The following is a 23,335-nucleotide window of genomic DNA, read 5'->3' on the forward strand; positions in this document are numbered from 1 at the left end:
GAATTACTGATAAAGCCGGCTCATTTCGAGATATTGTTGATGTAATTCCGCTACTTTATTTTCAAGTACAGTGCTGTCGCCATTATTACAAATGATGTCGTCTGCAGCGGCGTTTCTTTGTTCTCGAGAGGCCTGCGCCGCCAGGATCTTTTTTACCTGCTCAGGAGCAACCTGGTCGCGCTGCTGAGTACGGGCTACCTGTATCCCTTCATCCACATCCACCACTAACAGGCGGTGAGTCATCGCTTGCAGATTATTTTCAACCATCAATGGCACCACCAGCAAGCAATAAGGGGAGGTTGCCTTCTTTACCTCATCCTGCATTTTTTCCCGAATAAGCGGGTGTAACAGGTTGTTCAGCCACTCTTTAAGAGGTTGTTGATTAAAAATGGCCTGTCTGAGTTTACTTCGGTCAAGGGTGCCATCTGTCAGCAATATGTCAGGACCCAGCTTGTTGATAATCGCCGTTAATCCGGGCGTTCCCGGCTCAACGACCTCCCTGGCAATGACATCGGCATCAATAACGTTTATCTCATATTTAGCGAATAAATCAGCGACAGTGGTTTTCCCACTGCCAATACCGCCCGTTAAGCCAACGACCATAGTCATAGCGACAGTCCTAAATATGAACCGAGGTACCAGTCAATGACTCGGCTCCCCCATAAAATACCGACCCAACCCGCCATCGCCAGGTAGGGGCCAAATGAAAAAGGTGTTTGCGAATCTGATTTTTGCATACGCAACAAGATGATGCCACAGATTGCACCTACCAAGGAAGAGAGCAGGACCACAAAAGGCAGAGTCTGCCAGCCCAGCCAGGCACCAAGCGCGGCTAACAGCTTAAAATCGCCATATCCCATACCTTCTTTGCCGGTTAGCAATTTAAAGCACCAGTATAAGCTCCATAGCGAGAGGTAGCCGGCCATCGCCCCGATAATAGCATCTTGCAGCGAGACCGGCCCCCAGCCAAGCAAGGCAACAAAAATACCGGTCCACATCAGCGGTAAGGTGATTTGATCGGGCAGTAACATTTTATCGAGATCAATAAAGGTCAGAGCGATCAGTGCAAAGCTGAAGAAAATAACGGCCAGGGCCCATGGTGAAGGCGGCAGCATCATGGCTATTGTGGCGGTCATTATTGCCGTTAATAGCTCAATCGCCGGATAGCGGGCACTGATTTTGGCCTGACAGGCACTGCAGCGACCTTTAAGCAAGAGCCAGCTGATCACCGGGATGTTCTCCCACATGGTGATAGAATGCTGGCAGTGCGGGCAGCGGGAACGGGGTACGTTGAGGTTAAACGGTGTTGCCGTTTCAGCATTCGTGCCAAATTCAGGGAAGCAGTCAATGCAATCAGCTTTCCATTGCCGTTCCATCATAACGGGTAAGCGGTAAATCACCACATTTAAGAAACTGCCAATCAACAGCCCGAAAATAGCACTGGAGAGAGGAAATAACCAAGGGTAGTAAGTAAGCAGTTCCATGAAAATGTCTCATATTAGTTATTACGGTTATTGTAGGGGATTAAGGGGGGAGATCCTAGCGATCAGGCATAGCGGCCCTATGGCCCTATGGCCCTAAGACCCTATGGCTAAAGCGGAAAAGCTGGGATCCGACGCGGCTTGGCAAACCTGTTTTCAGGACCACTTTACTCTAGGATCTCGAACCTCCATCATTACCCAATGACACTCATCAAGGTGAAAATAGGCATATACATGGCGACCAACAGGCTGCCAATAAGCCCGCCCAGGATCAGAATAATCAGCGGCTCGAGAATTTTGCCCAGATTATCGACCGTGTTATCGACATCGTCTTCATAGAGCAGGGCCATTTTATTGAGCATGTCATCCAGCGCCCCCGACTCTTCACCAATCATGGTCATTTGCAGCATAAGCTCAGGAAAAACATTACACTGACGTAGAGATAGGTATAGAGGCATCCCAGCTGCCGTACTGGTATACGCTTCGTGAATTGCTTGTTGAATATGGAGGTTGCCGGTGGTTTTACCGGCTGATTGCAGCCCGGTGAGCAGAGGGATTCCGGCACTGAACGTGGTCGCCAGGGTGCGGGCAAAACGCGCAATCGTGGCTTTGAGCAGTACTTTACCCAAGATGGGGAGCTTCAGAGTGAGTCGATTGGAGGCCAGTCTTAAGCGGTAGAATTTTTTATAGCAGGAGCGGTAGAGTAATAAGAGGGCGGTGAGCGCAATGGCCAGATAGCCTCCGTCGTTAGTCAGAAAATCCGATGCCTTAATGACCTGACGGGTAAACCACGGCAGTTCAGCGCCAAAACTGCTGAAAATACTGGCAAATTGCGGGATCACAAAGACCAGCATCATAATGGTGACCAATACGGCCGTAAAGGTCACCATTGCCGGGTAAATCATCGCCTTAATGACTTTCTTGCGGGTGGATTCGCTTTTTTCCCGGTAAGTGGCAATACGGGAAAAGACCTCACCGAGGTGTCCTGTTTGCTCGCCGGTCTCTACCAGATCACAAAAAAACGTATCAAACAGCGGGGAGCTGGTTTTCAATGCCTTGGCTAACGACGAACCCGCTTCAACCTGGGTTGTGACCTGTGACAGTACAGCCCGAACTTCCGATTTATGGTGGCTTTGTGAGATCAGTTTGAAAGATTGTACCACTGGTACGCCCGATTCAATCATGGTGGCCAGTTGACGAGTCGTTTCGGTGATATCTCCCGATGACATCTGGTTTCTCAGTTTGCTGAACGTTGACGGTTTGCGGCGTTTTATTTTTTTTATTTGGATCCGTTGTTCCGTCAACTTGCTGCGAATTTCCTGTTCCTGAAAGCCAATAATGACGCCGGAGACTTTTCGGCCCGCCGGATTGATGCCGCGCCAGTGGTAATAGCGTAATTTATTGGCTGGTTTCATGACGGATCCTTATTATTTTCGAGTTTCGAGTTTCGAGTTTCGAGTTACTAGTCACTCGCCACTAGCTACTCAAAACTCAACACGATTAATAATGCAAAACACGTTGCAGCTCAGCCAGGCTGGTAATGCCATCTGTGAGCTTTTCAATCCCCGATTGCTGCAGGCGCTGCATGCCTTGTTGACAGGCGATGGCTTCCAGCTCCAAGGTACTTGCTCCCGCGACCAGGGCTTCGGCCAGCTCGCGGCTAAAGGGCATCACTTCATAGATCCCGACCCGGCCTAAATAGCCTTTATTGCAATCATCGCAGCCGTGTTCGCTGGCTTTGAAAATCACGCTGGTTAACGGGATCGCAAGCTTATCCCGGCTGATCGGGTCAATATCATGGATCTGTTTACAGTGCGGGCATAAGCGTCGAGCCAGACGCTGGGCGATAATCAGGCTCAGCGAAGAGGCCAGATTGAAATCTTCGATCCCCATATTGGTGAGGCGGGTGACGGTCTCTGCCGCAGAATTGGTATGCAAGGTCGAAAGTACCAAGTGGCCGGTTTGGGCGGCTTTTACCGCAATGGCGGCGGTTTCAATATCACGGATCTCGCCGACCATCACGATATCCGGATCCTGACGTAAAAACGACCGCAGCGCTTCGGCAAACCCCAGACCAACCTGGGTATTGATGTGAACCTGGTTAATGCCCGGCAGGTTGATTTCGACCGGATCTTCGGCCGTTGACACATTGCGCGCGTCGGTATTGAGGATCTTAAGTCCGGTATAAAGAGAGACGGTTTTGCCGCTGCCGGTCGGCCCGGTCATCAGGATCATCCCCTGCGGCTGCTCAAGTGCCGCAAGATAGTCCTGCTTTTGCTTGGCGTTATAACCGAGAAGATCGATATCCAGACTGGCGCTGGAGCCGTCAAGAATTCGCAGGACGATCTTTTCGCCCCACAGTGTCGGCAGGCTGGAAACCCGCAGATCAACCGCGAGGGTGGGGGTTAACTTGAGTTTGATCCGGCCGTCTTGCGGCTGGCGGCGCTCGGCAATATTGAGCTTTGACATCACCTTTAAACGGGTCGATAAGCGGCGTGACAGCTGAGCGGGCGGGGTGGCATGCTGATGCAGGATACCGTCACAGCGAAAGCGGATCCGGTAGCTCTCTTCATAGGGTTCAAAATGGATATCCGAGGCTTTTTTCCGCACCGCCTCAAGCAGTACCTGGTTGATGTAGCGGGTAACCGGCGCGCTGTCCTGGCTTAAATCGGTTGTCTCGTCAATTTCACTGTCGCTGATATCAACCAGATCGTCCAGATCCTGATCGCTGACATCGCGGCGATGCTGGGTTTCGCCAATGTCGCTGCCGTAAATCCGCCGGATGGCGCTTTCAAGCTGTTTATTTTCGAGCAGCAGCGGCTCGATATTTTTGCCGGTGGCAAAGCGGAACTCATCCTGGGCATCAGTATAGGTGGGGTCGCTGATCCCCAGCAACAGGGTCGATTCGGTCAGCCCTAGCGGCAATACGTGATGGCGCAGTATCAGCTCGCGCTGGTTGAGCGTTTTACAACATCCGGTGTAATCGTACTGGTGCACATCGACCCGCTCGAGGGCAAAAATCGACTCAAGGTGACGCGCCAGTTCGCCGTCGCTGAAAACGGCCAGAGACACCAAGGCAGAAGGCACATTAGTGCCTTCTGCCCGGACAAAGTCCACCACTTGCTGCGCCTGCTCCGGGCTGATCAAGTCAGCCTGGTGCAGGATGGAAGCGAGGTTGGTTTGCATTGGTTATGAGCACGTTGATGGTTTGACTTTAGCGTCTGTAATATCTGAAGTGCATGCCCAAACACCTGTTCCCATAGTACGAGTTAGAACGATTTTTTTCCCATTTACAGGAGGGGTAGCGTTTGCAAACGTGTATGTCATTGTATTTGCTTTTGCATCAAATGCGATCGTGCCCTTAGCGCCTTTTGTTGACCCATTGACAGTCCCTGGATCAGCAGGGAAAGCACCATTATTCATGATGTGATCTTCGACATTGGTTTTTAGCGCAGCTAATTCACCTAAACCTGTATTGGCTTCTGCTTTTGAAACATAATTTTGGTATGCAGGCACCGCAAATGCCGACAAGATGCCGATAATCGCCACTACGATCATCAATTCAATTAGCGTAAAACCATTCTGTTGTTTCATTTTTGTATCCTTCGAAAATTGCCGTCAGGCATTAGTAATTGTCCAGTGAGAATAAAGTTATAGCCAATTGGTTGGGTACTAAACATGGAAGGGCCAGTTGCTCGGCGCAGTCTGAAATATAACGCAAGCGATTACATTTGTTGCATATGCAGGAGGGGGGTGGGACGCAGTTTTTTATTAAGAAAATTATCAACTTAGTGGGTGTTGGGGTCTGTTTTCTGATGGAGTATGTTGAATGTTTTGGGGGAAGAGTAAATTCGGTCCTGTGGTCCTGTGGTCCTGTGGTCCTGTGGTCCTGTGGGGTGTTAGAACTTCGGTCAGAAAAGAATAGAAGTAAAAAATAAGAAAGTCTGAAAGAAAGAAGTGGCTTTATTGTGATGTGAACTTTGATGAAGAGCAGCCCCAGGGCCTAGGACCGCTCTTACCATAGTACCGCTTTTAGACAAACCTCATCGATAGATCCATCGCCTTGAGGTGCTTGGTCAGCGCCCCGACAGAAATGTAATCGACGCCGGTTTCGGCAAATTCACGGATCGTCTCTAGGGTCACGTTACCGGAATTTTCTAATGCCGCCCGGCCCTGGTTGATTTCAACCGCTTTGCGCATCATCTCGGTGGTGAAGTTATCCAGCATGATGATGTCGGCACCGGCATCAATCGCCTGTTGCAGCTCGTCCAGATTTTCCGTTTCGATTTCGACCGGCTTGCCGGGGTTGAGTTGTTTCGCCGCCTCGACAGCTTGGGCAATGCCGCCGCAGGCTATGATGTGGTTTTCTTTGAGCAGATACGCATCAAAGACCCCGATACGGTGATTATAGCCGCCGCCGCAGGTGACCGCATATTTCAGCGCACTGCGCAGGCCCGGAATGGTTTTACGGGTATCAAGCAGGCGGGTACGGGTTCCTTCGAGTTGCTTGGCATACTGGGCGACAACGGTGGCACAGCCCGACAGGGTCTGGATGAAGTTCATGGCATTGCGTTCACCGGTGAGCAAAATACGCGACGGGCCGGTCAGGGTGCAGAGAGTCTGGTTTGGCTCTACGGTATCGCCATCCTGGACATGCCATTCGATAGTCACTTCGCCGCCCAACTGTTTGAAGACTTCATCAGCCCATAGCTGACCACAGAACACGCCGTGTTCACGGGTAATAATGGTCGCCACATTCTGGCTTTGTGCCGGGATCAGGCTGGCGGTAATATCGAGCTCAGGATTGATCGTACCGCCCAGATCTTCACGCAGGGTATCTGCGACCGCGCGGCTGATCTCTTGCGGTAATTGTTGTTTTAAGTAGTCTAAGCGCGCTTGGCTGTCGTGTTTTCTTTCCATCTTAGTCATGGCGGATCCGTAGCAATAGGTTGAGCTGCTAATGAACAGGAAAAGCGGGTAGAATTTTCCCGGATTTTAATAATGCTGATCATACCTTGAGATGCCGCGAGATGCGAGAACCCAGAACCGAGGAAAAGCAAGAAAGAGCGGTTTTAACAGCGGCCCTATGGCCCTAAGGTTCTATGGGAAGAGCAGAAAAGCTTGACTCTCAGTCGTGGCTCAGGGAGTCTGCCTGACAGGACCCGAGAAATAGAAGCCAGGGCGCTGCGCTTTGAGATGCGTGATGTGTCCTCTAGGATTTTTTCACTCGATACTCGCTTCTAGGATCTTAACCCCACAGGATTAACAAATGTTCACAATCAATAATAATCACTGGCTCGACGGCGTCAAACACGTCCCTTCCCCTTTTTATGATCAACGCCCGGAAGCCCTGGATATTTCGCTGCTGGTGGTACACAACATCAGTTTGCCGCCGGGACAGTTCGGCGGCCCTTATATTGAACAACTCTTTACCGGACAGTTAAATCCGAATGAACATCCCTATTTCGAGGTAATTTCTGGATTACGTGTGTCAGCACACTGTTTAATCAGACGAAATGGCGGTATTATTCAGTTTGTACCGTTTGATTGTCGCGCCTGGCATGCCGGAGTTTCACGTTTTGCCGAGCGAGACAAATGTAATGATTTTTCTATTGGTATAGAACTGGAAGGAACGGACACCCTCCCTTATACCCAGGCTCAGTACGACACCTTAACAGGGCTTAGCCGGGCTATCATGACACGTTATCCTCATATCAATACTTCCCGGATCACCGGGCATGAGTTTATTGCGCCGGGCCGCAAAACCGATCCCGGTCTGGCTTTTGACTGGCGATTGTTTAAAACCGCGCTGTTCAATATTTGCTAGTGTCGAATGAGATAATGGTTGGTAAGCATTTGGTCTGACCATTAACAATTTTCTACCTTCTATCACACTCCCGCCTGTTACCACCTCTTTTTAATAATGTTTTCATAAGTTGATACAATTTGACGTTTTTGTTAAATCACCCGTCATTCTATGATTTCCATCAAGTCGCGGGTGGACATCTTCAATTATTTCTGTAAACTTTATTCCCATTGTTAAATTGGTAAGACCAATTATCCGCACTTAGTTACATAGTGGATTTGTCTGAAACGATATAAGTACAAGAAGCATAAATAAAAAATGACTTATAAACGGATTCGCCAACCTAAGCTCTCCGATGCTATCGAGCAGGAGATTGAGCGTCTGATCTTGGAGGGCACCTTGTCCCCCGGGCAGCAGCTACCTCCGGAGCGTGAGTTGGCTAGGCAATTCGATGTTTCACGTCCCTCAGTGCGGGAAGCTATCCAGCGACTTGAAGCTAAAAAACTGCTCACTCGTCGCCAGGGCGGGGGTACGTTTGTGACCGAGAAACTATGGCAGAGTTTTTCTGAACCATTGTTGGATTTGCTGGCGGCTCACCCTGAAACACAACTGGACTTGCTAGAAGCCCGTCATGCCCTTGAGGGGCTTGCTGCTTATTACGCAGCATTACGAGGCAACGAAGAAGATTTCACTCGTATTCGTGACTGTCATACACGGATACAAGAGGCTCAGCAGCAAGGCGATCAGAAAGCCGAAGCCAGCGCGGTAATGCAGTACCTGATTGCGGTGACCGAATCCGCACATAACGTGGTATTGCTGCATATCATCCGCAGCCTGGCCCCATTGCTAGAGCAAAACGTATTACAAAACTTTGAGCTCCTGAACCGCCGCCCAGAAGTGGTGGGAAAGGTGCGAAAGCATCGAGCCGATATTGTGCAAGCGATTGTTTCTGGTCAGCCAGAACAAGCTCGTGAAGCATCGCATGCACATTTGGCTTATATCGAGGAAACCCTGTTGGATTTAACGCGTGAAGATAGCAGACGTGAACGCTCTCTTCGTCGGATTCAACAACGCAAGGATGGGCTGGATTAATACCCCTCATATAAGCCGAGGCAGGTAGTAAACAGTCGCGACATTGTTAGTTTTGTAGATTATCAACGAAAGGATAGATCGCATGTCTGAAGTCATGAAAAATGACGTTGACGCACTTGAGACTCAAGAGTGGCTAGAAGCTCTTGAATCAGTAGTTCGTGAAGAAGGTGTAGAACGTGCTCAGTACCTACTTGAGCAAGTGTTGGATAAAGCACGCTTAGACGGTGTAGATATGCCAACGGGCATCACTACTAACTACATTAATACGATTCCAGCTGCACAAGAGCCTGCGTATCCGGGTGATACCACTCTTGAGCGTCGTATTCGTTCCATTATCCGTTGGAACGCAATCATGATCGTACTACGTGCTTCTAAGAAAGATTTAGACCTGGGTGGCCACATGGCTTCTTATCAGTCGGCATCTGCTTTCTACGAAGTATGTTTCAACCACTTCTTCCGTGCACCAAATGAAGTTGATGGCGGCGATTTGGTTTACTACCAGGGCCATATATCTCCGGGTATCTATTCTCGTGCATTTGTTGAAGGCCGTTTAACTGAAGAGCAGTTAGATAACTTCCGTCAAGAAGTTGATGGTAAAGGTATCCCTTCATACCCGCACCCTAAACTAATGCCTGAGTTCTGGCAGTTCCCGACTGTATCTATGGGTCTTGGCCCTATCTCTGCCATCTATCAAGCCCGCTTCCTAAAATACCTGGAAGGTCGTGGTCTTAAGCAGACATCTGCTCAGCGCGTCTATGCGTTTCTGGGTGACGGTGAGATGGATGAGCCAGAATCACGCGGTGCAATTTCGTTCGCTTCGCGTGAAAAGCTAGACAACCTATGCTTCCTGATCAACTGTAACCTACAGCGTCTAGACGGCCCTGTTATGGGTAACGGCAAGATCATTCAAGAGCTGGAAGGCCTGTTCAAAGGTGCTGGCTGGAATGTGGTGAAAGTGGTTTGGGGTAACAACTGGGATGCGCTGCTAGCGAAAGACACGACCGGTAAGCTTCTTCAGCTAATGAACGAAACTATCGATGGTGACTACCAGACATTCAAAGCTAAAGACGGCGCTTATGTACGTGAGCACTTCTTTGGTAAGTACCCAGAGACAGCGGCGCTGGTTGCCGATATGACCGATGACGAGATCTTCGCGCTGAAGCGTGGCGGTCACGAGTCTTCTAAGCTGTTCGCTGCGTTCAACAATGCAAAAGAAACCACGGGTCGTCCAACAGTCATCCTTGCTAAAACCGTTAAAGGTTACGGTATGGGTGATGCGGCCGAAGGCAAGAACATTGCTCACGGTGTGAAGAAAATGGACATGACGCATGTTCAGCACCTGCGTGATCGTCTTGGCCTGCAAGATCTGGTTGCTGACGAAGACATGAAGTCTCTTCCGTATCTGAAGCTGGAAGAAGGTTCTGCTGAGTATAATTACCTGCATGCCCGTCGTAACGCCCTGTACGGTTACACGCCAAAGCGTCTGCCTAAGTTCACTGAAGAGCTGGCTATTCCTGAGGTTGAAGAGTTCAAGCCACTGCTTGACGCGCAAAAGCGTGATATTTCGACCACAATGGCATTTGTTCGTACGTTGAACATCCTGCTTAAAAACAAAGGCATTGGTAAGAACATCGTTCCTATCATCGCCGATGAAGCACGTACCTTCGGTATGGAAGGTCTGTTCCGTCAAATTGGTATCTACAACCCGCACGGCCAGGAATATACCCCTGAAGACCGTAGCGTTGTTTCTTACTATAAAGAAGCAACGTCAGGTCAGGTACTGCAAGAAGGTATCAACGAGCTTGGTGCAATGTCTTCATGGGTTGCTGCGGCAACATCATACAGCACCAATGATCTGCCGATGATCCCGTTCTACATCTATTACTCTATGTTCGGTTTCCAGCGCGTTGGCGACATGGCATGGATGGCGGGCGACCAACAAGCACGTGGTTTCCTACTCGGTGCAACGGCTGGCCGTACGACCCTAAACGGTGAAGGCCTGCAGCACGAAGATGGCCACAGCCACATTCAGGCGAACACAGTACCTAACTGTATCTCTTACGATCCAACGTTTGCTTACGAGCTGGCGATTATCATGCAAGACGGTATTCGTCGCATGTACGGTGAGAACCAAGAGAATGTGTTCTACTACCTGACGCTAATGAACGAAAATTACGCAATGCCAGCAATGCCGGAAGGCGCTGAAGAAGGCATTCGTAAGGGTATCTACAAGCTGGAATCTTACGCTGGTTCTGAGTCAGCAAAAGCGCCTAAGGTTCAGTTGATGAGCTCTGGTACGATCATGAACGAAGTACGCAAAGCCGCTCAGATCCTTAGCGATGATTACGGCGTAGCTTCTGACATTTACTCCGTTACTTCATTCAATGAGCTGACGCGAGACGGCCAAGATGTTGAGCGTTTCAACATGCTGCACCCGGAAGCAGAGCAGAAAGTACCTTACATCACGACAGTAATGGGCAGTGAACCTGCAATCGCAGCAACGGACTACATGAAGAACTATGCTGAGCAAGTTCGAGCATTCATGCCGTCTGAATCTTTCAAAGTACTTGGTACTGATGGTTTCGGTCGTTCTGACAGCCGTGAAAACCTACGTCGTCACTTCGAAGTTAACGCGGGCTACGTGGTAGTTGCGGCACTGACTGAACTGGCTAAACGTGGTGATATCGAGAAATCTGTCGTTGCACAAGCAATTGCGAAATTCGAGATCGACGCTGACAAGACGAACCCGCTATACGCGTAAGAGGCAATAAAACATGGCAATCGAAATTAATGTACCTGACATTGGTGCAGACGAGGTTGAAGTCACTGAAATTCTTGTTAGCGTTGGCGACAAGGTTGAAGAAGAGCAATCTCTGATCACTGTAGAAGGCGACAAAGCCTCTATGGAAGTACCAGCTTCTCAAGCGGGTATTGTTAAAGAAATCAAAATCGCTGAAGGCGACACGGTTTCTACCGGTTCTTTAATCATGATTTTTGAAGCAGAAGGCGCAGCCGCTGCGCCAGCACCTGCAGTTGAAGCGGCGGCACCTGTTGCAGCGGCTCCTGCGGCGGCTGAGCTGAAAGAAGTTCACGTACCGGATATCGGTGGTGACGAAGTCGAAGTGACTGAAATCATGGTGGCTATTGGCGACAGCATCGAAGAAGAGCAATCTCTTCTTACTGTTGAAGGCGATAAAGCATCAATGGAAGTACCTGCCCCGTTTGCTGGGGTACTAAAAGAAATCAAAATTGCAGTTGGCGATAAAGTATCAACGGGCTCTTTGGTGATGATCTTTGAAGTGGCAGGCTCTGGCGCATCAGTTGCACCTGCAGCACCTGCCGTTGAAGCGGCGGCACCGGTTGCAGCTGCACCAGCAGCCTCTGCAGCAAAAGACGTTCACGTACCGGATATCGGCGGTGACGAAGTAGAAGTGACTGAAATCATGGTTGCTGTTGGCGATACCGTTGAAGAAGAGCAATCTCTGATCACGGTTGAAGGTGACAAGGCTTCTATGGAAGTACCGGCACCGTTCGCGGGTACCGTTAAAGAAATCAAGATCGCGGCTGGTGACAAAGTGTCTACTGGTTCTCTGATCATGGTCTTTGAAGTGGCGGGCGCAGCGCCTGCACCGGTTGCAGCGGCGCCTGTTGCTCAAGCAGCCGCACCGGCACCTGCAGCTCAAGCGGCACCAGCCGCTCCGGCTGCAACGGGCGACTTCCAGGAAAACAACGAGTATGCGCACGCATCGCCAGTTGTTCGCCGTATTGCTCGTGAGTTCGGTGTTAACCTGTCTAAGGTGAAAGGAACGGGTCGTAAGAGCCGTATCCAGAAAGAAGACGTACAGAACTACGTGAAAGAAGCGCTTAAGCGCCTTGAATCTGGTGCTGCGGCATCAGCTAAAGGTGGCGACGGTTCTGCACTGGGTCTGCTACCTTGGCCGAAAGTTGACTTCAGCAAGTTTGGTGACGTTGAGACGAAGCCTCTGTCTCGCATCAAGAAGATCTCTGGCGCTAACCTGCACCGTAACTGGGTAATGATCCCGCACGTTACACAGTGGGATAACGCAGACATCACTGCGCTGGAAGCATTCCGTAAAGAGCAGAACGCAATTGAAGCGAAGAAAGACACAGGCATGAAGATCACGCCGCTTGTGTTTATCATGAAAGCTGTTGCTAAAGCACTTGAAGCATTCCCGTCCTTCAACTCTTCTCTTTCAGAAGACGGTGAAAGCCTGATCCTGAAGAAGTATGTGAATGTGGGTATCGCTGTTGATACGCCAAACGGCCTGGTTGTTCCGGTATTCAAAGACGTGAACAAGAAAGGTATCTACGAGCTGTCTGAAGAGCTAATGGCTGTTTCTAAGAAAGCACGTGCTGGTAAGCTGACGGCTGCAGATATGCAGGGTGGCTGTTTCACTATCTCTAGCCTTGGTGGCCTGGGCGGTACTGCATTTACCCCAATCGTAAATGCACCAGAAGTCGGTATCCTTGGGGTATCTAAGTCTGAAATGAAACCAGTATGGAACGGCAAGGACTTCGAACCTCGCCTGATGCTTCCTCTGTCACTGTCTTACGATCACCGTGTGATCGATGGTGCTGAAGGTGCGCGTTTCATTACTTACCTCAACGGTTGTCTGTCTGATATTCGTCGTCTGGTTCTTTAATTATTTTTAATTAGGAACAGACTTCGGTCACCGACAAGACAGCAACCGTAAGGTTATTACCGCCCAATTTCGGTATCAGTGAAAAATCTGATACCGGAATTGTTGTATAGCTCACAGGCTCTGTGATTTTATTTTTCACTCCGTTAACACCTCTGTAAAATGTTATGTGGCTGAAAAACAATAAAATCGAATATCTTTACAAGCCTGTCAGGGATAAAAGACTACAACGAGGTCAAGATGAGCAAAGAAATCAAAGCCCAGGTCGTGGTACTTGGTGCCGGTCCTGCCGGTTACTCCGCAGCATTCCGTTGTGCTGACTTGGGTCTGGAAACAGTACTCATCGAACGCTACAACACCCTAGGTGGTGTTTGCTTGAACGTGGGTTGTATCCCATCGAAAGCACTACTGCACGTAGCTAAAGTTATTGAAGAAGCCAAAGCGCTGGCCGACCACGGTATCGTTTTTGGCGAACCTCAAACTGATATCTCTAAGATCCGTTTGTGGAAAGAAAAAGTTGTAAATCAGTTGACTGGCGGTCTTGGCGGTATGGCTAAGATGCGTAAAGTGACGGTTGTTAATGGTTTCGGTAAATTTACCGGTCCTAACAGCATCGTTGTGGAAGGCGAAGAAACAACAACAGTTAACTTCGACAATGCGATTATTGCAGCGGGCTCTCGTCCAATTAAACTGCCATTTATCCCGCATGACGATCCACGTATCTGGGATTCTACTGATGCGCTGGAACTGAACGAAGTGCCAGAGAAACTGCTGGTCATGGGCGGCGGTATCATCGGCCTTGAAATGGGTACGGTTTACCACGCTCTGGGTTCTCAGATCGACGTTGTTGAAATGTTCGATCAGGTGATCCCTGCTGCAGATAAAGATATCGTTAAAGTTTACACCAAGCGTGTGAAGAACAAGTTCAACCTGATGCTGGAAACGAAAGTGACCGCGGTTGAAGCCAAAGAAGACGGTATCTACGTATCAATGGAAGGCAAGAAAGCACCTGCTGAGCCGACCCGTTATGATGCGGTACTGGTTGCAATCGGCCGTGTTCCTAACGGTACACTGCTTGATGCGGGTATTGCGGGCATTGATGTCGATGAGCGTGGTTTCATCAACGTCGATAAGCAGATGCGCACGAACGTTTCTCACATTCACGCGATTGGTGACATTGTAGGCCAGCCTATGCTTGCTCACAAAGGTGTGCATGAAGGCCACGTTGCGGCTGAAGTGATCTCGGGTAAGAAGCACTACTTCGATCCTAAAGTGATCCCTTCAATTGCCTATACGGAGCCGGAAGTTGCTTGGGTAGGTAAGACCGAGAAAGAAGCGAAAGCGGAAGGCATCAACTACGAAGCCGCCACTTTCCCTTGGGCGGCATCGGGCCGTGCAATCGCATCTGACTGTGCTGACGGTATGACGAAGCTTATCTTCGATAAAGACACTAACCGCGTTATCGGTGGTGCTATCGTCGGTACCAATGCCGGTGAGTTGCTTGGCGAAATCGGCCTGGCGATCGAGATGGGCTGTGATGCAGAAGATATCGCTCTGACGGTTCACGCCCACCCAACGCTTCACGAGTCAATCGGTATGGCGGCAGAGATCTACGAAGGTAGCATCACTGACTTACCGAATGCGAAAGCGAAGAAAAAGAAGAAGTAATTTTTTCGTATTCTGAAAAGGAGCCATAAGGCTCCTTTTTTTTGTGCGAAAAACAGAGGAGAGGGGCGAGTCTCGAGCGATCTCGCCCTGCTTTTTAAAGCTTAAACGTCCCCACCATTTCATCCAAACGCTTAGACAGTTCGCGTAGAGACTGGCTGGAGTGAGCCAGTTCAGTCGCGGTATCTGCCGTGCGCTGGGTGGTTTCGTTGATCTCTTCGATGTTGCGGTTAATATCATGCACCACGGTCGATTGCTCTTCAGTTGCCGTTGCCACCTGGGTGTTCATATCTGAAATCAGCGTAATGCGATCGGCTATCGAGACCAGTGCCCCGGATGCCTCATCCGTTGCTGACACTCCGTCAGAGGTCAGCTGGCGGCTCTGCTGCATCGCCGTTACTGCATTGCCTGCCTCTTCCTGCAGGCGGTTGATCATGGTTTGAATTTCATCGGTAGAATCTGCTGTGCGGCTGGCCAGGCTGCGAACTTCATCGGCAACCACGGCGAAACCACGCCCTTGCTCACCGGCCCGGGCGGCTTCAATCGCAGCATTCAGCGCCAACAGGTTGGTTTGATCTGAAATGCTACGGATCACATCTAAGATACTGCCGATAGCCTGGGTGTTGTTCGCCAGGGAGCCAATGACTTCGCTGACCTGTTCGACATCGCCCGATAACTGATTAATGGTATCTCTGGCCTGGGTCACAATAGCCTGGCCATTGTTGGTTGCTTCTTCAGCGCCATGCGCGGCCTCGGCGGCTTGGGCCGCATTACCGGCTATCTCGTTAACGGTCGCCCCCATCTGATTGATGGCGGTAACCACCTGAATGGTGCGGTCGCGCTGGCTGTGGCTATTATCAAGCGTCATTTGTGATTGAGTCGCGACCGATTCAGCGGCCTCACGCAGGGCATTACCCGTTTCAGCGACCTCTTTGACCGAGTAATGGATTTTGCCGATGAAGCTGTTAAAGCCTTCTGCGAGCTGAGCAATTTCATCTTTACCCTGAATCTCAATGCGGTGACGCAAATCACCTTCGCCTTCACCCAGATCTTTGAACACGGAGGCTAAGCGTTCGATTGGACGGGTGATGTTACTGGCCAGCCAGATAGCGAGCAGAACAAAAATGACCGCGATAGCAGCCGTCCACATCATGATCTCGTTTCGGGCCTGGTTAAGGCCGGCAAAGGCTTCTTCTTTCGGGAGTTCTGCAACGATATACCAGCCCATGGAAGGGATATAGCTGGTCGCCAACAGGGTCGCTTGTCCGCCGACCTCAGATTCTGCAAAGTTAAAGCTGTCTTTGTTTAGCAGTTGGCGGGCAATAGCCGAGCCGTAGAGTTGGTTCAGGTCGGTTTTACCCATTTTCCCGCTGTCTTTGTGCAGGCGGATCATGCCTTCGGCATCGGTAAGGTAAACAAAGCCACTTTGTTCCAGTTGAAACTGATTAATGAACGTGACCATTTCATTTAATGATTTAGACAAGCCTGACATGCCTTGGCCATTAAGCTGCTGGAAGTTCACAAAGAGTTTTACGTCACCGTTGGCTTCACGAAAGACATTTAGCATCTTGGCATCACCACTGTTCTTATAATCAAAGAACCAACCATCCTGTTGCTGATTGAGGCGGCGGAGAAATCCATCCTGGTTCCAGTAATGATTACTGCTCCGATCAGCAACAGAGGAGTCGACTAAGTTATATTGAATTCTGATATCATTCAGAATCTGAACTAGTTGCGCTTCTTGTTGAGGTGAACGGGCACCATTATAGAACTCGATAATAAAGCGGTTAGTGGCCAATTGCTCCGCAGCAGATTGTATAACCGCTATTTCTTTGTCGATAGTTTCTCTTATCTGGATCAAAGTGGCTGGAAGTTCGGACGCTAATAATCGTTCTTCGACCACATTACGGGCTTGGTTCTGGCTGATAAATCCGACCAGGGCCGTCGAAGCCAGTACGGCAAGCACTATCGCAAAGATCAGCTTTTGTTTTATGGTTAGTTGGTTGAACGTCATAATGATGAGTTACTTGTCTGTTGTGATATTAATAAGTAGCTATTTCGCTTCAGGGCGATTTGAACAGCTAAAGAAGTATTTGCAAATATGCCAATCTTAATATTATTGTAATTAATTAAGTGATTGATATTAATTAATTTTATTGGTGTATGTGTTCAGTTCACGGATTTTAAAGAGAATGATATTTGTGAATCCATCACTGAAAAATCGGCACTCCTGTGTTTATCGGTCCACTTGTTACATAACTTTAGTGATTAATATCACTTTTTGTCTGTTGCTATCCTTTAAATCGTTAGCGGATGACAGGCCTAAAATTGGCGTGGCGTTTGGTGGCGGCGGCTCGAAGGGGGCTGCTCATATCGGGGTGTTGAAAGCGCTGGAAGAAATGCATATTCCGGTGGATTATATTGCCGGAACCAGCATGGGAGCTTATGTCGGAGGCTTGTATGCGACAGGTATGAGTGCTGATGAAATAGAAGCTTTTATTGACACCGTGGACTGGAGTTCAGGCTATCAGGATCGTGTCGAGCGCAGTGACCGTCGGGTCAGGGAAAAGCAGCAGGAAGATCGTTTTCAGATTAAGACGGATATCGGTTTTGGGTTGTGGGAACTGAAAATGCCCAAAGGCTTTGTTCAAGGGCAAAAAATGGGCGAGATTTTACGCTCGACGTCAGGGGGGCTGCCTAAGTTTGAGAGTTTTGATCAGCTGGCGATCCCGTTTCGGGCGGTAGCCAGTGATATTGAGTCTTTACAACCGGTGATATTGGCCAGAGGGGATTTAGCGGAGGCCATGCAAGCCAGCATGTCTATTCCCGGTATTTTACCGCCAATGGCGTTGAACGACCAGCTACTGGTTGATGGCGGTATCACCAATAACTTACCGATCTCGGTGGTAAAGGAGATGGGGGCCGACATTATTATAGCGGTCGATATCAGCAATGATTTTAAACGCCGCGATGAGCTGAATAATTACTTTGCCGTGATGGATCAGCTGACAGATTTTATGGTTCGCAATAATGTGACGCAACAGATCGCATTGCTCAGTGAGCGGGATTTCTTGATCCGACCCGATACCCAGGGCATTAAAACCATCGATTTTCAGCGAATGCCAGAAGCGTATGAGATTGGCTATAATACGACGATGGCGATGAAAGAGCAGCTGTCTCAGCTTGGCAGCTCGGTAACCTATCAGACCTATATCGATAATAAACAGCATCGCCGCCGTCAGTTGAAGCATTTCGATAAGCTGCGGGTTGATGAAATTCGCCTTGCCAATTATAGCCAATATTCAGATGAGGCATTGCTTAAGCGGCTGGATCTCGAATCCGGAGCAACAATCAGTGCAGAACAACTCGCTGATAGCGTTCGTAATCTTTATGCTCTGGATCGATTCGAGCGGATTGATTACAGCATTGAACAAGAGCACGGAAAAAATGTCGTGGCTCTGGATGTTCAGGAAAAAAGCTGGGGGCCGAACTTTGTTGATTTACGTTTTGCGCTCGAAGATGACTTTAAAAACACCACGGATTATTCGATCGGTGTGGCATTTAATGTCACCGGCTTAAGTGATGCGGGGGCCGAGTGGCGAACCGAGCTGGAATTCGGTACCGATAAAAGGGCGGCAACTGAAATGTATCTGCCCTTTATCAGCGATCAGGAATGGTTTGCTTTGCTCGGTGCAGAGTATGAAATCAGCCATAAAAACCTGGCGCTCAATGAAGCCGAGCCTTTGTTAGCCGATATTGATGACTTTATATCAGCAAAGTATGTGAAGACAGCGCTGGATGCGTCATTGGGCTGGCAGCCAGAACTGTGGCAGGAGGTACGCTTAGGCTATCGCTATATTGACGGTGATGTGACTTTCCCGGGCTTTTTTGGTGAGCTATTAGGAACCCTGTCACGCAGCAGCAACGTTGGCTATATTAGCTATAACCTCGACACGCTGGATGATTATAGCTTGCCGAGCTACGGTAATTTACTGAAAGTAGAGTTTGCTGTTTCAGATGATAACGTTGAATATTTTGGTGAATCAATCAGCGATATTGCCTTTCTGGCCGAGGCGCGATGGAAAGGAGCCTATACCTATCAACGCCACACTGTTATGGGAAAAGCGGAATACGGGCGTGTCAAATCGGATGAAGATCTGCAGCTGGAACCGGCAGAGCTGGGAGGGTTCTTACACCTGTCAGGCATTCCGAAAAATAGTCTGGCGGGTAATAACAAAATATTTTCTGCTGCCATCTATCGCTATCGTCTGATGGATAATGACTTTGGCCTGTTCAAATCGCCGGTCTATATTGGCGGCTCGGTTGAATGGGGCGGGGTATTCAATGATAACTCGTTACCTTTTGCTGAAGTGCCTAAATACTGGGCGGGTAGTATTTTCAGCGGTATTAAAACCCCGGCGGGGCCGTTAATTCTGGCCTATGGCCGAACCGAAGAAAATTTTGACTCTTTCTATCTGTTTTTGGGCGGAGCGTTCTGAATATCCGAATTGCCGCGGCTAATTAGCTGAAAATGTGAATGTTGTAAAAACAGAGTGGATTTTAATTTTAAGTTAAAACTGGTAAAGTGAGCGAACGGTTTTGATTCCTTCTGCCCGCATTTGGATCTGAGTTTGAGAAACAATACAGCGCGCATGATGAGAGGAGATAAACCACTTCCAAGGATGTTTGACCAATTAAGGTTAAACCGTAATATGAGGAATATGTCGTGCTTGAAGCCTACCGTAAACACGTCGAAGAGCGTGCAGCAGAAGGGATTGTCCCTCAGCCTTTAAATGCTGAGCAGGTTGCCGATCTGGTCGAGCTGTTAAAAACACCGCCAGCAGGTGAAGAGTCTGCACTGCTTGATCTGCTAGAAAACCGTATTCCGCCTGGCGTAGATGAAGCTGCTTATGTTAAAGCGGGCTTTTTAGCCGCCATCACTCAAGGTGAAGCAGTCTCTCCTATTGTTAGCAAAGAAAAAGCCGCAGAACTTCTTGGCACCATGCAGGGTGGTTATAACATTGAACCACTTATCTCTCTGCTTGATGATGCCGAACTTGCTCCTATTGCGGTTAAGGCGCTTTCTCACACCCTGCTGATGTTTGACTCTTTCTATGATGTCGAAGAGAAAGCTAAAGCGGGTAATGACTTCGCCAAGCAAGTTATACAGTCATGGGCTGATGCTGAGTGGTTCCTGTCTAAGCCGGAACTGGCTGAAAAAATTACCCTGACCGTGTTTAAAGTGACGGGCGAAACCAATACCGATGATCTGTCACCGGCACCGGATGCCTGGTCGCGTCCTGATATCCCACTTCACGCCTTAGCCATGCTAAAAAATGCCCGTGAAGGCATTGAACCGGATCAACCAGGCTCAATTGGGCCCATTAAACAAATTGCAGCGCTGCAAGAAAAAGGCCACCAGTTAGTTTACGTGGGCGACGTTGTGGGTACCGGTTCATCGCGTAAATCGGCGACTAACTCCGTGCTTTGGTTTATGGGTGATGACATTCCATATGTACCGAACAAGCGTGCCGGTGGTTATGTGCTGGGCGGCAAGATTGCCCCTATCTTCTTTAATACCATGGAAGATGCCGGCGCATTGCCTATCGAAGTCGATGTCACTGCACTGAATATGGGTGACGTGATTGATGTCTATCCATTTAAAGGTGAAGTTCGCCATCACGGCAGCGATGAAGTGGTTTCGACGTTTGAACTGAAAACCGATGTACTGATTGATGAAGTCCGGGCTGGTGGCCGTATTCCGCTGATCATCGGGCGTGGCCTGACAGATCGTGCGCGCCAGTCACTTTCTCTTCCTGCTTCTGAAGTATTCCGCCGTCCGAGCGAGGTAGCAGATACCGGTAAAGGTTATAGTTTAGCGCAGAAAATGGTGGGTAAAGCCTGCGGTGTTGAAGGCGTTCGTCCCGGCACCTACTGTGAACCCAAGATGACAACGGTGGGTTCGCAAGATACCACCGGGCCTATGACCCGCGATGAACTGAAAGACCTGGCGTGTCTGGGTTTCTCTGCCGACCTAACCATGCAGTCTTTCTGCCATACCTCGGCTTACCCTAAACCCATTGATGTGAAGACTCACCATACGCTACCGGATTTCATTATGAACCGTGGTGGTGTATCACTCCGTCCGGGTGACGGTGTTATCCACTCATGGCTAAACCGTATGCTACTGCCTGATACCGTCGGTACCGGTGGTGATTCACATACCCGTTTTCCGCTGGGTATTTCATTCCCTGCCGGTTCTGGTTTAGTAGCATTTGCTGCGGCAACCGGTGTGATGCCGCTTGATATGCCTGAATCTATCTTGGTTCGCTTTAAAGGTGAAATGCAAGAAGGTATTACCCTGCGTGATTTAGTGCATGCCATTCCTTATTACGCGATTCAGCAAGGGCTGTTGACCGTAGAGAAGGCGGGTAAGATTAATGAATTTTCTGGCCGGGTACTGGAAATTGAAGGTGTTGAACACCTGACGGTTGAACAGGCCTTTGAGCTGTCTGATGCATCCGCTGAGCGTAGTGCGGCAGGTTGTACCGTGAAGCTGTCTGAAGAATCGATTACGGAATACCTGAACTCCAACATCGTGATGTTGAAGTGGATGATCGCTGAAGGTTACGGCGATCGTCGTACTATCGAGCGTCGTGTTACGGCAATGGAAGAGTGGTTGGCTAATCCTGAGCTAATGGAAGCTGACAAAGACGCGGAATACGCACACGTTATCGACATTGATTTGGCTGATATCAAAGAGCCGATTCTTTGTGCGCCAAACGATCCGGATGATGCGCGTCTGCTGTCTGATGTTCAGGGAACACAGATTGATGAAGTGTTCATCGGCTCTTGCATGACCAATATCGGTCACTTCCGTGCCGCAGGTAAGTTGCTTGAGAAATTCGGCGGCCAGTTAGAGACCCGCCTATGGGTGGCTCCGCCAACCAAGATGGATAGAGATCAGCTCACCGAAGAAGGTTACTACGGTATCTTTGGCCGTGCCGGGGTGCGTATTGAAACCCCGGGTTGTTCGCTCTGCATGGGTAATCAGGCGCGTGTTGCCGATAACGCGACCGTGATGTCGACATCAACGCGCAACTTCCCGAATCGATTGGGTACGGGAGCCAATGTCTATCTTTCTTCTGCTGAACTTGCGGCCGTGGGGGCGATCCTTGGTCGTATTCCAACCATGGAAGAGTACCTGGAGTATGCGAAGCAGATTGATGCAACAGCCGCTGATACCTACCGTTACTTGAATTTCCATCGTATGGAAAGCTATACCAAGAAAGCGGATGATGTGATTATCCAGACGGCAGTGTAGAGGTAACAGAGGCGAGGGACGAGTTGCTGGATCCGAGACATTCTTTGTTTCGTCATCATATTGATCCGTTCCGAGGCCATGTAATAAGAAAGAGCAAGCGGTGAGCTTGCTCTTTTTCTTTATGTGGGGGTTATCATTAGTTACTCGAAACTCGAAACTGAATGGTTACCTTTTCCCGACCATAAACATGGCTGCGACATTACGCGCAGTCATCTGGACATTGAAAGCGGCCTCGTTCAGAGCATCACTCAGTGCCATGGCACGAGGAACGACACTGAAGACGGCATCAATACCGTGGTCATACACGACATTGCTGTCTCGCGACACACAGCCCGCAATGGCGATCACCGGAAGGTGAAATTTTTTCGCGGTACGAGCAATACCGATCGGTGTTTTACCGTGAATCGTCTGGCTGTCGATCCGCCCTTCACCGGTGATCACAAGATCGGCATCTGCCACTATATCACTCAGGTTAACCGCATCCATGACAATGTCTATTCCCGGGCGCAGGCTGGCTTGTAGCAGACCAAGCAGTGCGGCACCTAATCCTCCGGCAGCTCCCGCCCCTGCCATGTCTTTTACGTCACGCCCGAGTTGGCGGTTGATGATTTCTGCATAACGGGCCAGGTTGGCGTCGAGCTGCTCGACCATTTCTGGTGTTGCACCTTTTTGCGGGCCAAAGACATGCGAAGCACCTTTAGGACCACAAAGGGGGTTATCGACATCGCAAGCCACTTCGAGTTTTACGTCTGCCAGACGAGGGTCTAAACCGGACATATCGATCGTATTCAGGCGAGCCAGTGCGCCACCACCATAGCCAATTTCTTTACCATCAGCATCAAGCATGCGAATACCAAGGGCTTGTGCCATGCCAATACCGCCATCGTTGGTCGCGCTACCGCCGATCCCGACAATAATATGCTCGACCCCCTGAGCGAGTACCGCTTTGATCAGCTCGCCAGTACCATAAGTGGTCGTTTGCAAGGGGTTACGCTGCTCGGTTGGTACAAGATGCAGGCCAGACGCAGCAGCCATTTCAATGATAGCTGTTTTACCATCGCCCATCAGGCCATAGAAACCTTGTACCGGTTCGCCCATCGGCCCCGTTACCGGGCACTCAATAACGGTGCCGTTGGTTGCATCAACCAGAGACTGAACCGTGCCTTCACCGCCGTCAGCCATCGGCAGTTTATAATATTCGGCATCGGGCAGTACCTGACGGAAGCCCGCTTCAATCGCCGTCGCGACTTCCATTGCCGTCAGGCTTTCTTTATAAGAATCAGGTGCAATAACAATTTTCATAGCA

At 49.6% G+C, this 23,335-nt stretch carries 16 protein-coding genes; 7 read left to right on the forward strand and 9 right to left on the reverse strand.

Features of this window, described 5'->3' with window-relative positions; translation table 11 throughout:
• Positions 1-3: 3 nt before the first annotated feature.
• The 6 genes from coaE to nadC all read right to left on the reverse strand — a co-directional run bounded on the left by coaE (position 4) and on the right by nadC (position 6,401).
• The gene (coaE, locus tag AC2204_RS16280) at positions 4-609 is read right to left on the reverse strand and encodes a dephospho-CoA kinase (protein WP_318926729.1); all 606 of its coding nucleotides are present in this window, start codon (positions 607-609) and stop codon (positions 4-6) included.
• Complete coding sequence (locus tag AC2204_RS16285; protein WP_318926730.1) at positions 606-1,484, reverse strand: prepilin peptidase; 879 nt, start codon at positions 1,482-1,484, stop codon at positions 606-608. Before AC2204_RS16285 ends, coaE begins: the two co-directional genes overlap by 4 nt.
• Before the next feature lie 191 nt (positions 1,485-1,675).
• Complete coding sequence (locus AC2204_RS16290; RefSeq protein WP_318926731.1) at positions 1,676-2,896, reverse strand: type II secretion system F family protein; 1,221 nt, start codon at positions 2,894-2,896, stop codon at positions 1,676-1,678.
• Positions 2,897-2,981: 85 nt separating this feature from the next.
• Positions 2,982-4,667 carry a type IV-A pilus assembly ATPase PilB gene (pilB, locus tag AC2204_RS16295; protein ID WP_318926732.1) on the reverse strand — a complete coding sequence of 562 codons (1,686 nt, stop codon included), beginning with the start codon at positions 4,665-4,667 and terminating at the stop codon, positions 2,982-2,984.
• Positions 4,668-4,670: 3 nt separating this feature from the next.
• Positions 4,671-5,075, reverse strand: a complete 405-nt coding sequence (locus AC2204_RS16300) for a pilin (RefSeq protein ID WP_318926733.1) — start codon at positions 5,073-5,075, stop codon at positions 4,671-4,673.
• Between the two features lie 438 nt (positions 5,076-5,513).
• Positions 5,514-6,401: a carboxylating nicotinate-nucleotide diphosphorylase gene (gene nadC / locus AC2204_RS16305; protein WP_318926769.1), complete on the reverse strand. Its 888-nt coding sequence runs from the start codon at positions 6,399-6,401 to the stop codon at positions 5,514-5,516.
• 349 nt (positions 6,402-6,750) lie between these two features.
• Between nadC and ampD the strand changes: the two genes are divergently transcribed.
• The 4 genes from ampD to aceF all read left to right on the forward strand — a co-directional run bounded on the left by ampD (position 6,751) and on the right by aceF (position 13,043).
• Positions 6,751-7,308, forward strand: a complete 558-nt coding sequence (ampD, locus tag AC2204_RS16310; protein WP_318926734.1) for a 1,6-anhydro-N-acetylmuramyl-L-alanine amidase AmpD — start codon at positions 6,751-6,753, stop codon at positions 7,306-7,308.
• A gap of 297 nt (positions 7,309-7,605) precedes the next feature.
• Positions 7,606-8,379, forward strand: coding sequence for a pyruvate dehydrogenase complex transcriptional repressor PdhR (gene pdhR, locus AC2204_RS16315; RefSeq protein ID WP_318926735.1), 774 nt, complete (start codon positions 7,606-7,608; stop codon positions 8,377-8,379).
• A gap of 82 nt (positions 8,380-8,461) precedes the next feature.
• Positions 8,462-11,140 carry a pyruvate dehydrogenase (acetyl-transferring), homodimeric type gene (gene aceE, locus AC2204_RS16320; protein WP_318926736.1) on the forward strand — a complete coding sequence of 893 codons (2,679 nt, stop codon included), beginning with the start codon at positions 8,462-8,464 and terminating at the stop codon, positions 11,138-11,140.
• A gap of 13 nt (positions 11,141-11,153) precedes the next feature.
• Positions 11,154-13,043, forward strand: a complete 1,890-nt coding sequence (gene aceF / locus AC2204_RS16325) for a pyruvate dehydrogenase complex dihydrolipoyllysine-residue acetyltransferase (protein WP_318926737.1) — start codon at positions 11,154-11,156, stop codon at positions 13,041-13,043.
• 10 nt (positions 13,044-13,053) lie between these two features.
• Here aceF and AC2204_RS16330 read toward each other — a convergent pair whose 3' ends face one another.
• On the reverse strand, positions 13,054-13,182 hold the full coding sequence (locus AC2204_RS16330; RefSeq protein ID WP_318926738.1) for a hypothetical protein: 129 nt from the start codon (positions 13,180-13,182) through the stop codon (positions 13,054-13,056).
• A gap of 98 nt (positions 13,183-13,280) precedes the next feature.
• Here AC2204_RS16330 and lpdA point away from each other — a divergent pair, with 98 nt between their 5' ends.
• The gene (gene lpdA, locus AC2204_RS16335) at positions 13,281-14,708 is read left to right on the forward strand and encodes a dihydrolipoyl dehydrogenase (protein WP_318926739.1); all 1,428 of its coding nucleotides are present in this window, start codon (positions 13,281-13,283) and stop codon (positions 14,706-14,708) included.
• A gap of 94 nt (positions 14,709-14,802) precedes the next feature.
• Here the strand turns inward: lpdA and AC2204_RS16340 are convergent, their stop codons facing one another.
• On the reverse strand, positions 14,803-16,719 hold the full coding sequence (locus AC2204_RS16340) for a methyl-accepting chemotaxis protein (RefSeq protein WP_318926740.1): 1,917 nt from the start codon (positions 16,717-16,719) through the stop codon (positions 14,803-14,805).
• Positions 16,720-16,969: 250 nt separating this feature from the next.
• Between AC2204_RS16340 and AC2204_RS16345 the strand changes: the two genes are divergently transcribed.
• Both AC2204_RS16345 and acnB read left to right on the forward strand, forming a co-directional pair.
• Complete coding sequence (locus AC2204_RS16345) at positions 16,970-19,204, forward strand: patatin-like phospholipase family protein (protein ID WP_318926741.1); 2,235 nt, start codon at positions 16,970-16,972, stop codon at positions 19,202-19,204.
• A 227-nt stretch (positions 19,205-19,431) separates the two neighbouring features.
• A complete protein-coding gene (gene acnB / locus AC2204_RS16350; RefSeq protein WP_318926742.1) occupies positions 19,432-22,029 on the forward strand; it encodes a bifunctional aconitate hydratase 2/2-methylisocitrate dehydratase in 2,598 nt (865 codons plus the stop codon).
• Between the two features lie 165 nt (positions 22,030-22,194).
• On the opposite strand, the gene AC2204_RS16355 is transcribed toward acnB, so the two are convergent.
• Positions 22,195-23,331 (reverse strand): glycerate kinase, encoded by a 1,137-nt coding sequence (locus AC2204_RS16355; RefSeq protein ID WP_318926743.1) that lies wholly within the window; start codon positions 23,329-23,331, stop codon positions 22,195-22,197.
• Positions 23,332-23,335 lie beyond the last annotated feature (4 nt).

Source organism: Photobacterium sp. (genome assembly GCF_057456235.1).

What these genes read in the sequence shown, in the direction of transcription:
- coaE (WP_318926729.1), bottom strand. Translation starts at nt 609, where the DNA reads ATGACTATGGTCGTTGGCTTAACGGGCGGTATTGGCAGTGGGAAAACC.
- AC2204_RS16285 (WP_318926730.1), bottom strand. Translation starts at nt 1,484, where the DNA reads ATGGAACTGCTTACTTACTACCCTTGGTTATTTCCTCTCTCCAGTGCT.
- AC2204_RS16290 (WP_318926731.1), bottom strand. Translation starts at nt 2,896, where the DNA reads ATGAAACCAGCCAATAAATTACGCTATTACCACTGGCGCGGCATCAAT.
- pilB (WP_318926732.1), bottom strand. Translation starts at nt 4,667, where the DNA reads ATGCAAACCAACCTCGCTTCCATCCTGCACCAGGCTGACTTGATCAGC.
- AC2204_RS16300 (WP_318926733.1), bottom strand. Translation starts at nt 5,075, where the DNA reads ATGAAACAACAGAATGGTTTTACGCTAATTGAATTGATGATCGTAGTG.
- nadC (WP_318926769.1), bottom strand. Translation starts at nt 6,401, where the DNA reads ATGGAAAGAAAACACGACAGCCAAGCGCGCTTAGACTACTTAAAACAA.
- ampD (WP_318926734.1), top strand. Translation starts at nt 6,751, where the DNA reads ATGTTCACAATCAATAATAATCACTGGCTCGACGGCGTCAAACACGTC.
- pdhR (WP_318926735.1), top strand. Translation starts at nt 7,606, where the DNA reads ATGACTTATAAACGGATTCGCCAACCTAAGCTCTCCGATGCTATCGAG.
- aceE (WP_318926736.1), top strand. Translation starts at nt 8,462, where the DNA reads ATGTCTGAAGTCATGAAAAATGACGTTGACGCACTTGAGACTCAAGAG.
- aceF (WP_318926737.1), top strand. Translation starts at nt 11,154, where the DNA reads ATGGCAATCGAAATTAATGTACCTGACATTGGTGCAGACGAGGTTGAA.
- lpdA (WP_318926739.1), top strand. Translation starts at nt 13,281, where the DNA reads ATGAGCAAAGAAATCAAAGCCCAGGTCGTGGTACTTGGTGCCGGTCCT.
- AC2204_RS16340 (WP_318926740.1), bottom strand. Translation starts at nt 16,719, where the DNA reads ATGACGTTCAACCAACTAACCATAAAACAAAAGCTGATCTTTGCGATA.
- AC2204_RS16355 (WP_318926743.1), bottom strand. Translation starts at nt 23,331, where the DNA reads ATGAAAATTGTTATTGCACCTGATTCTTATAAAGAAAGCCTGACGGCA.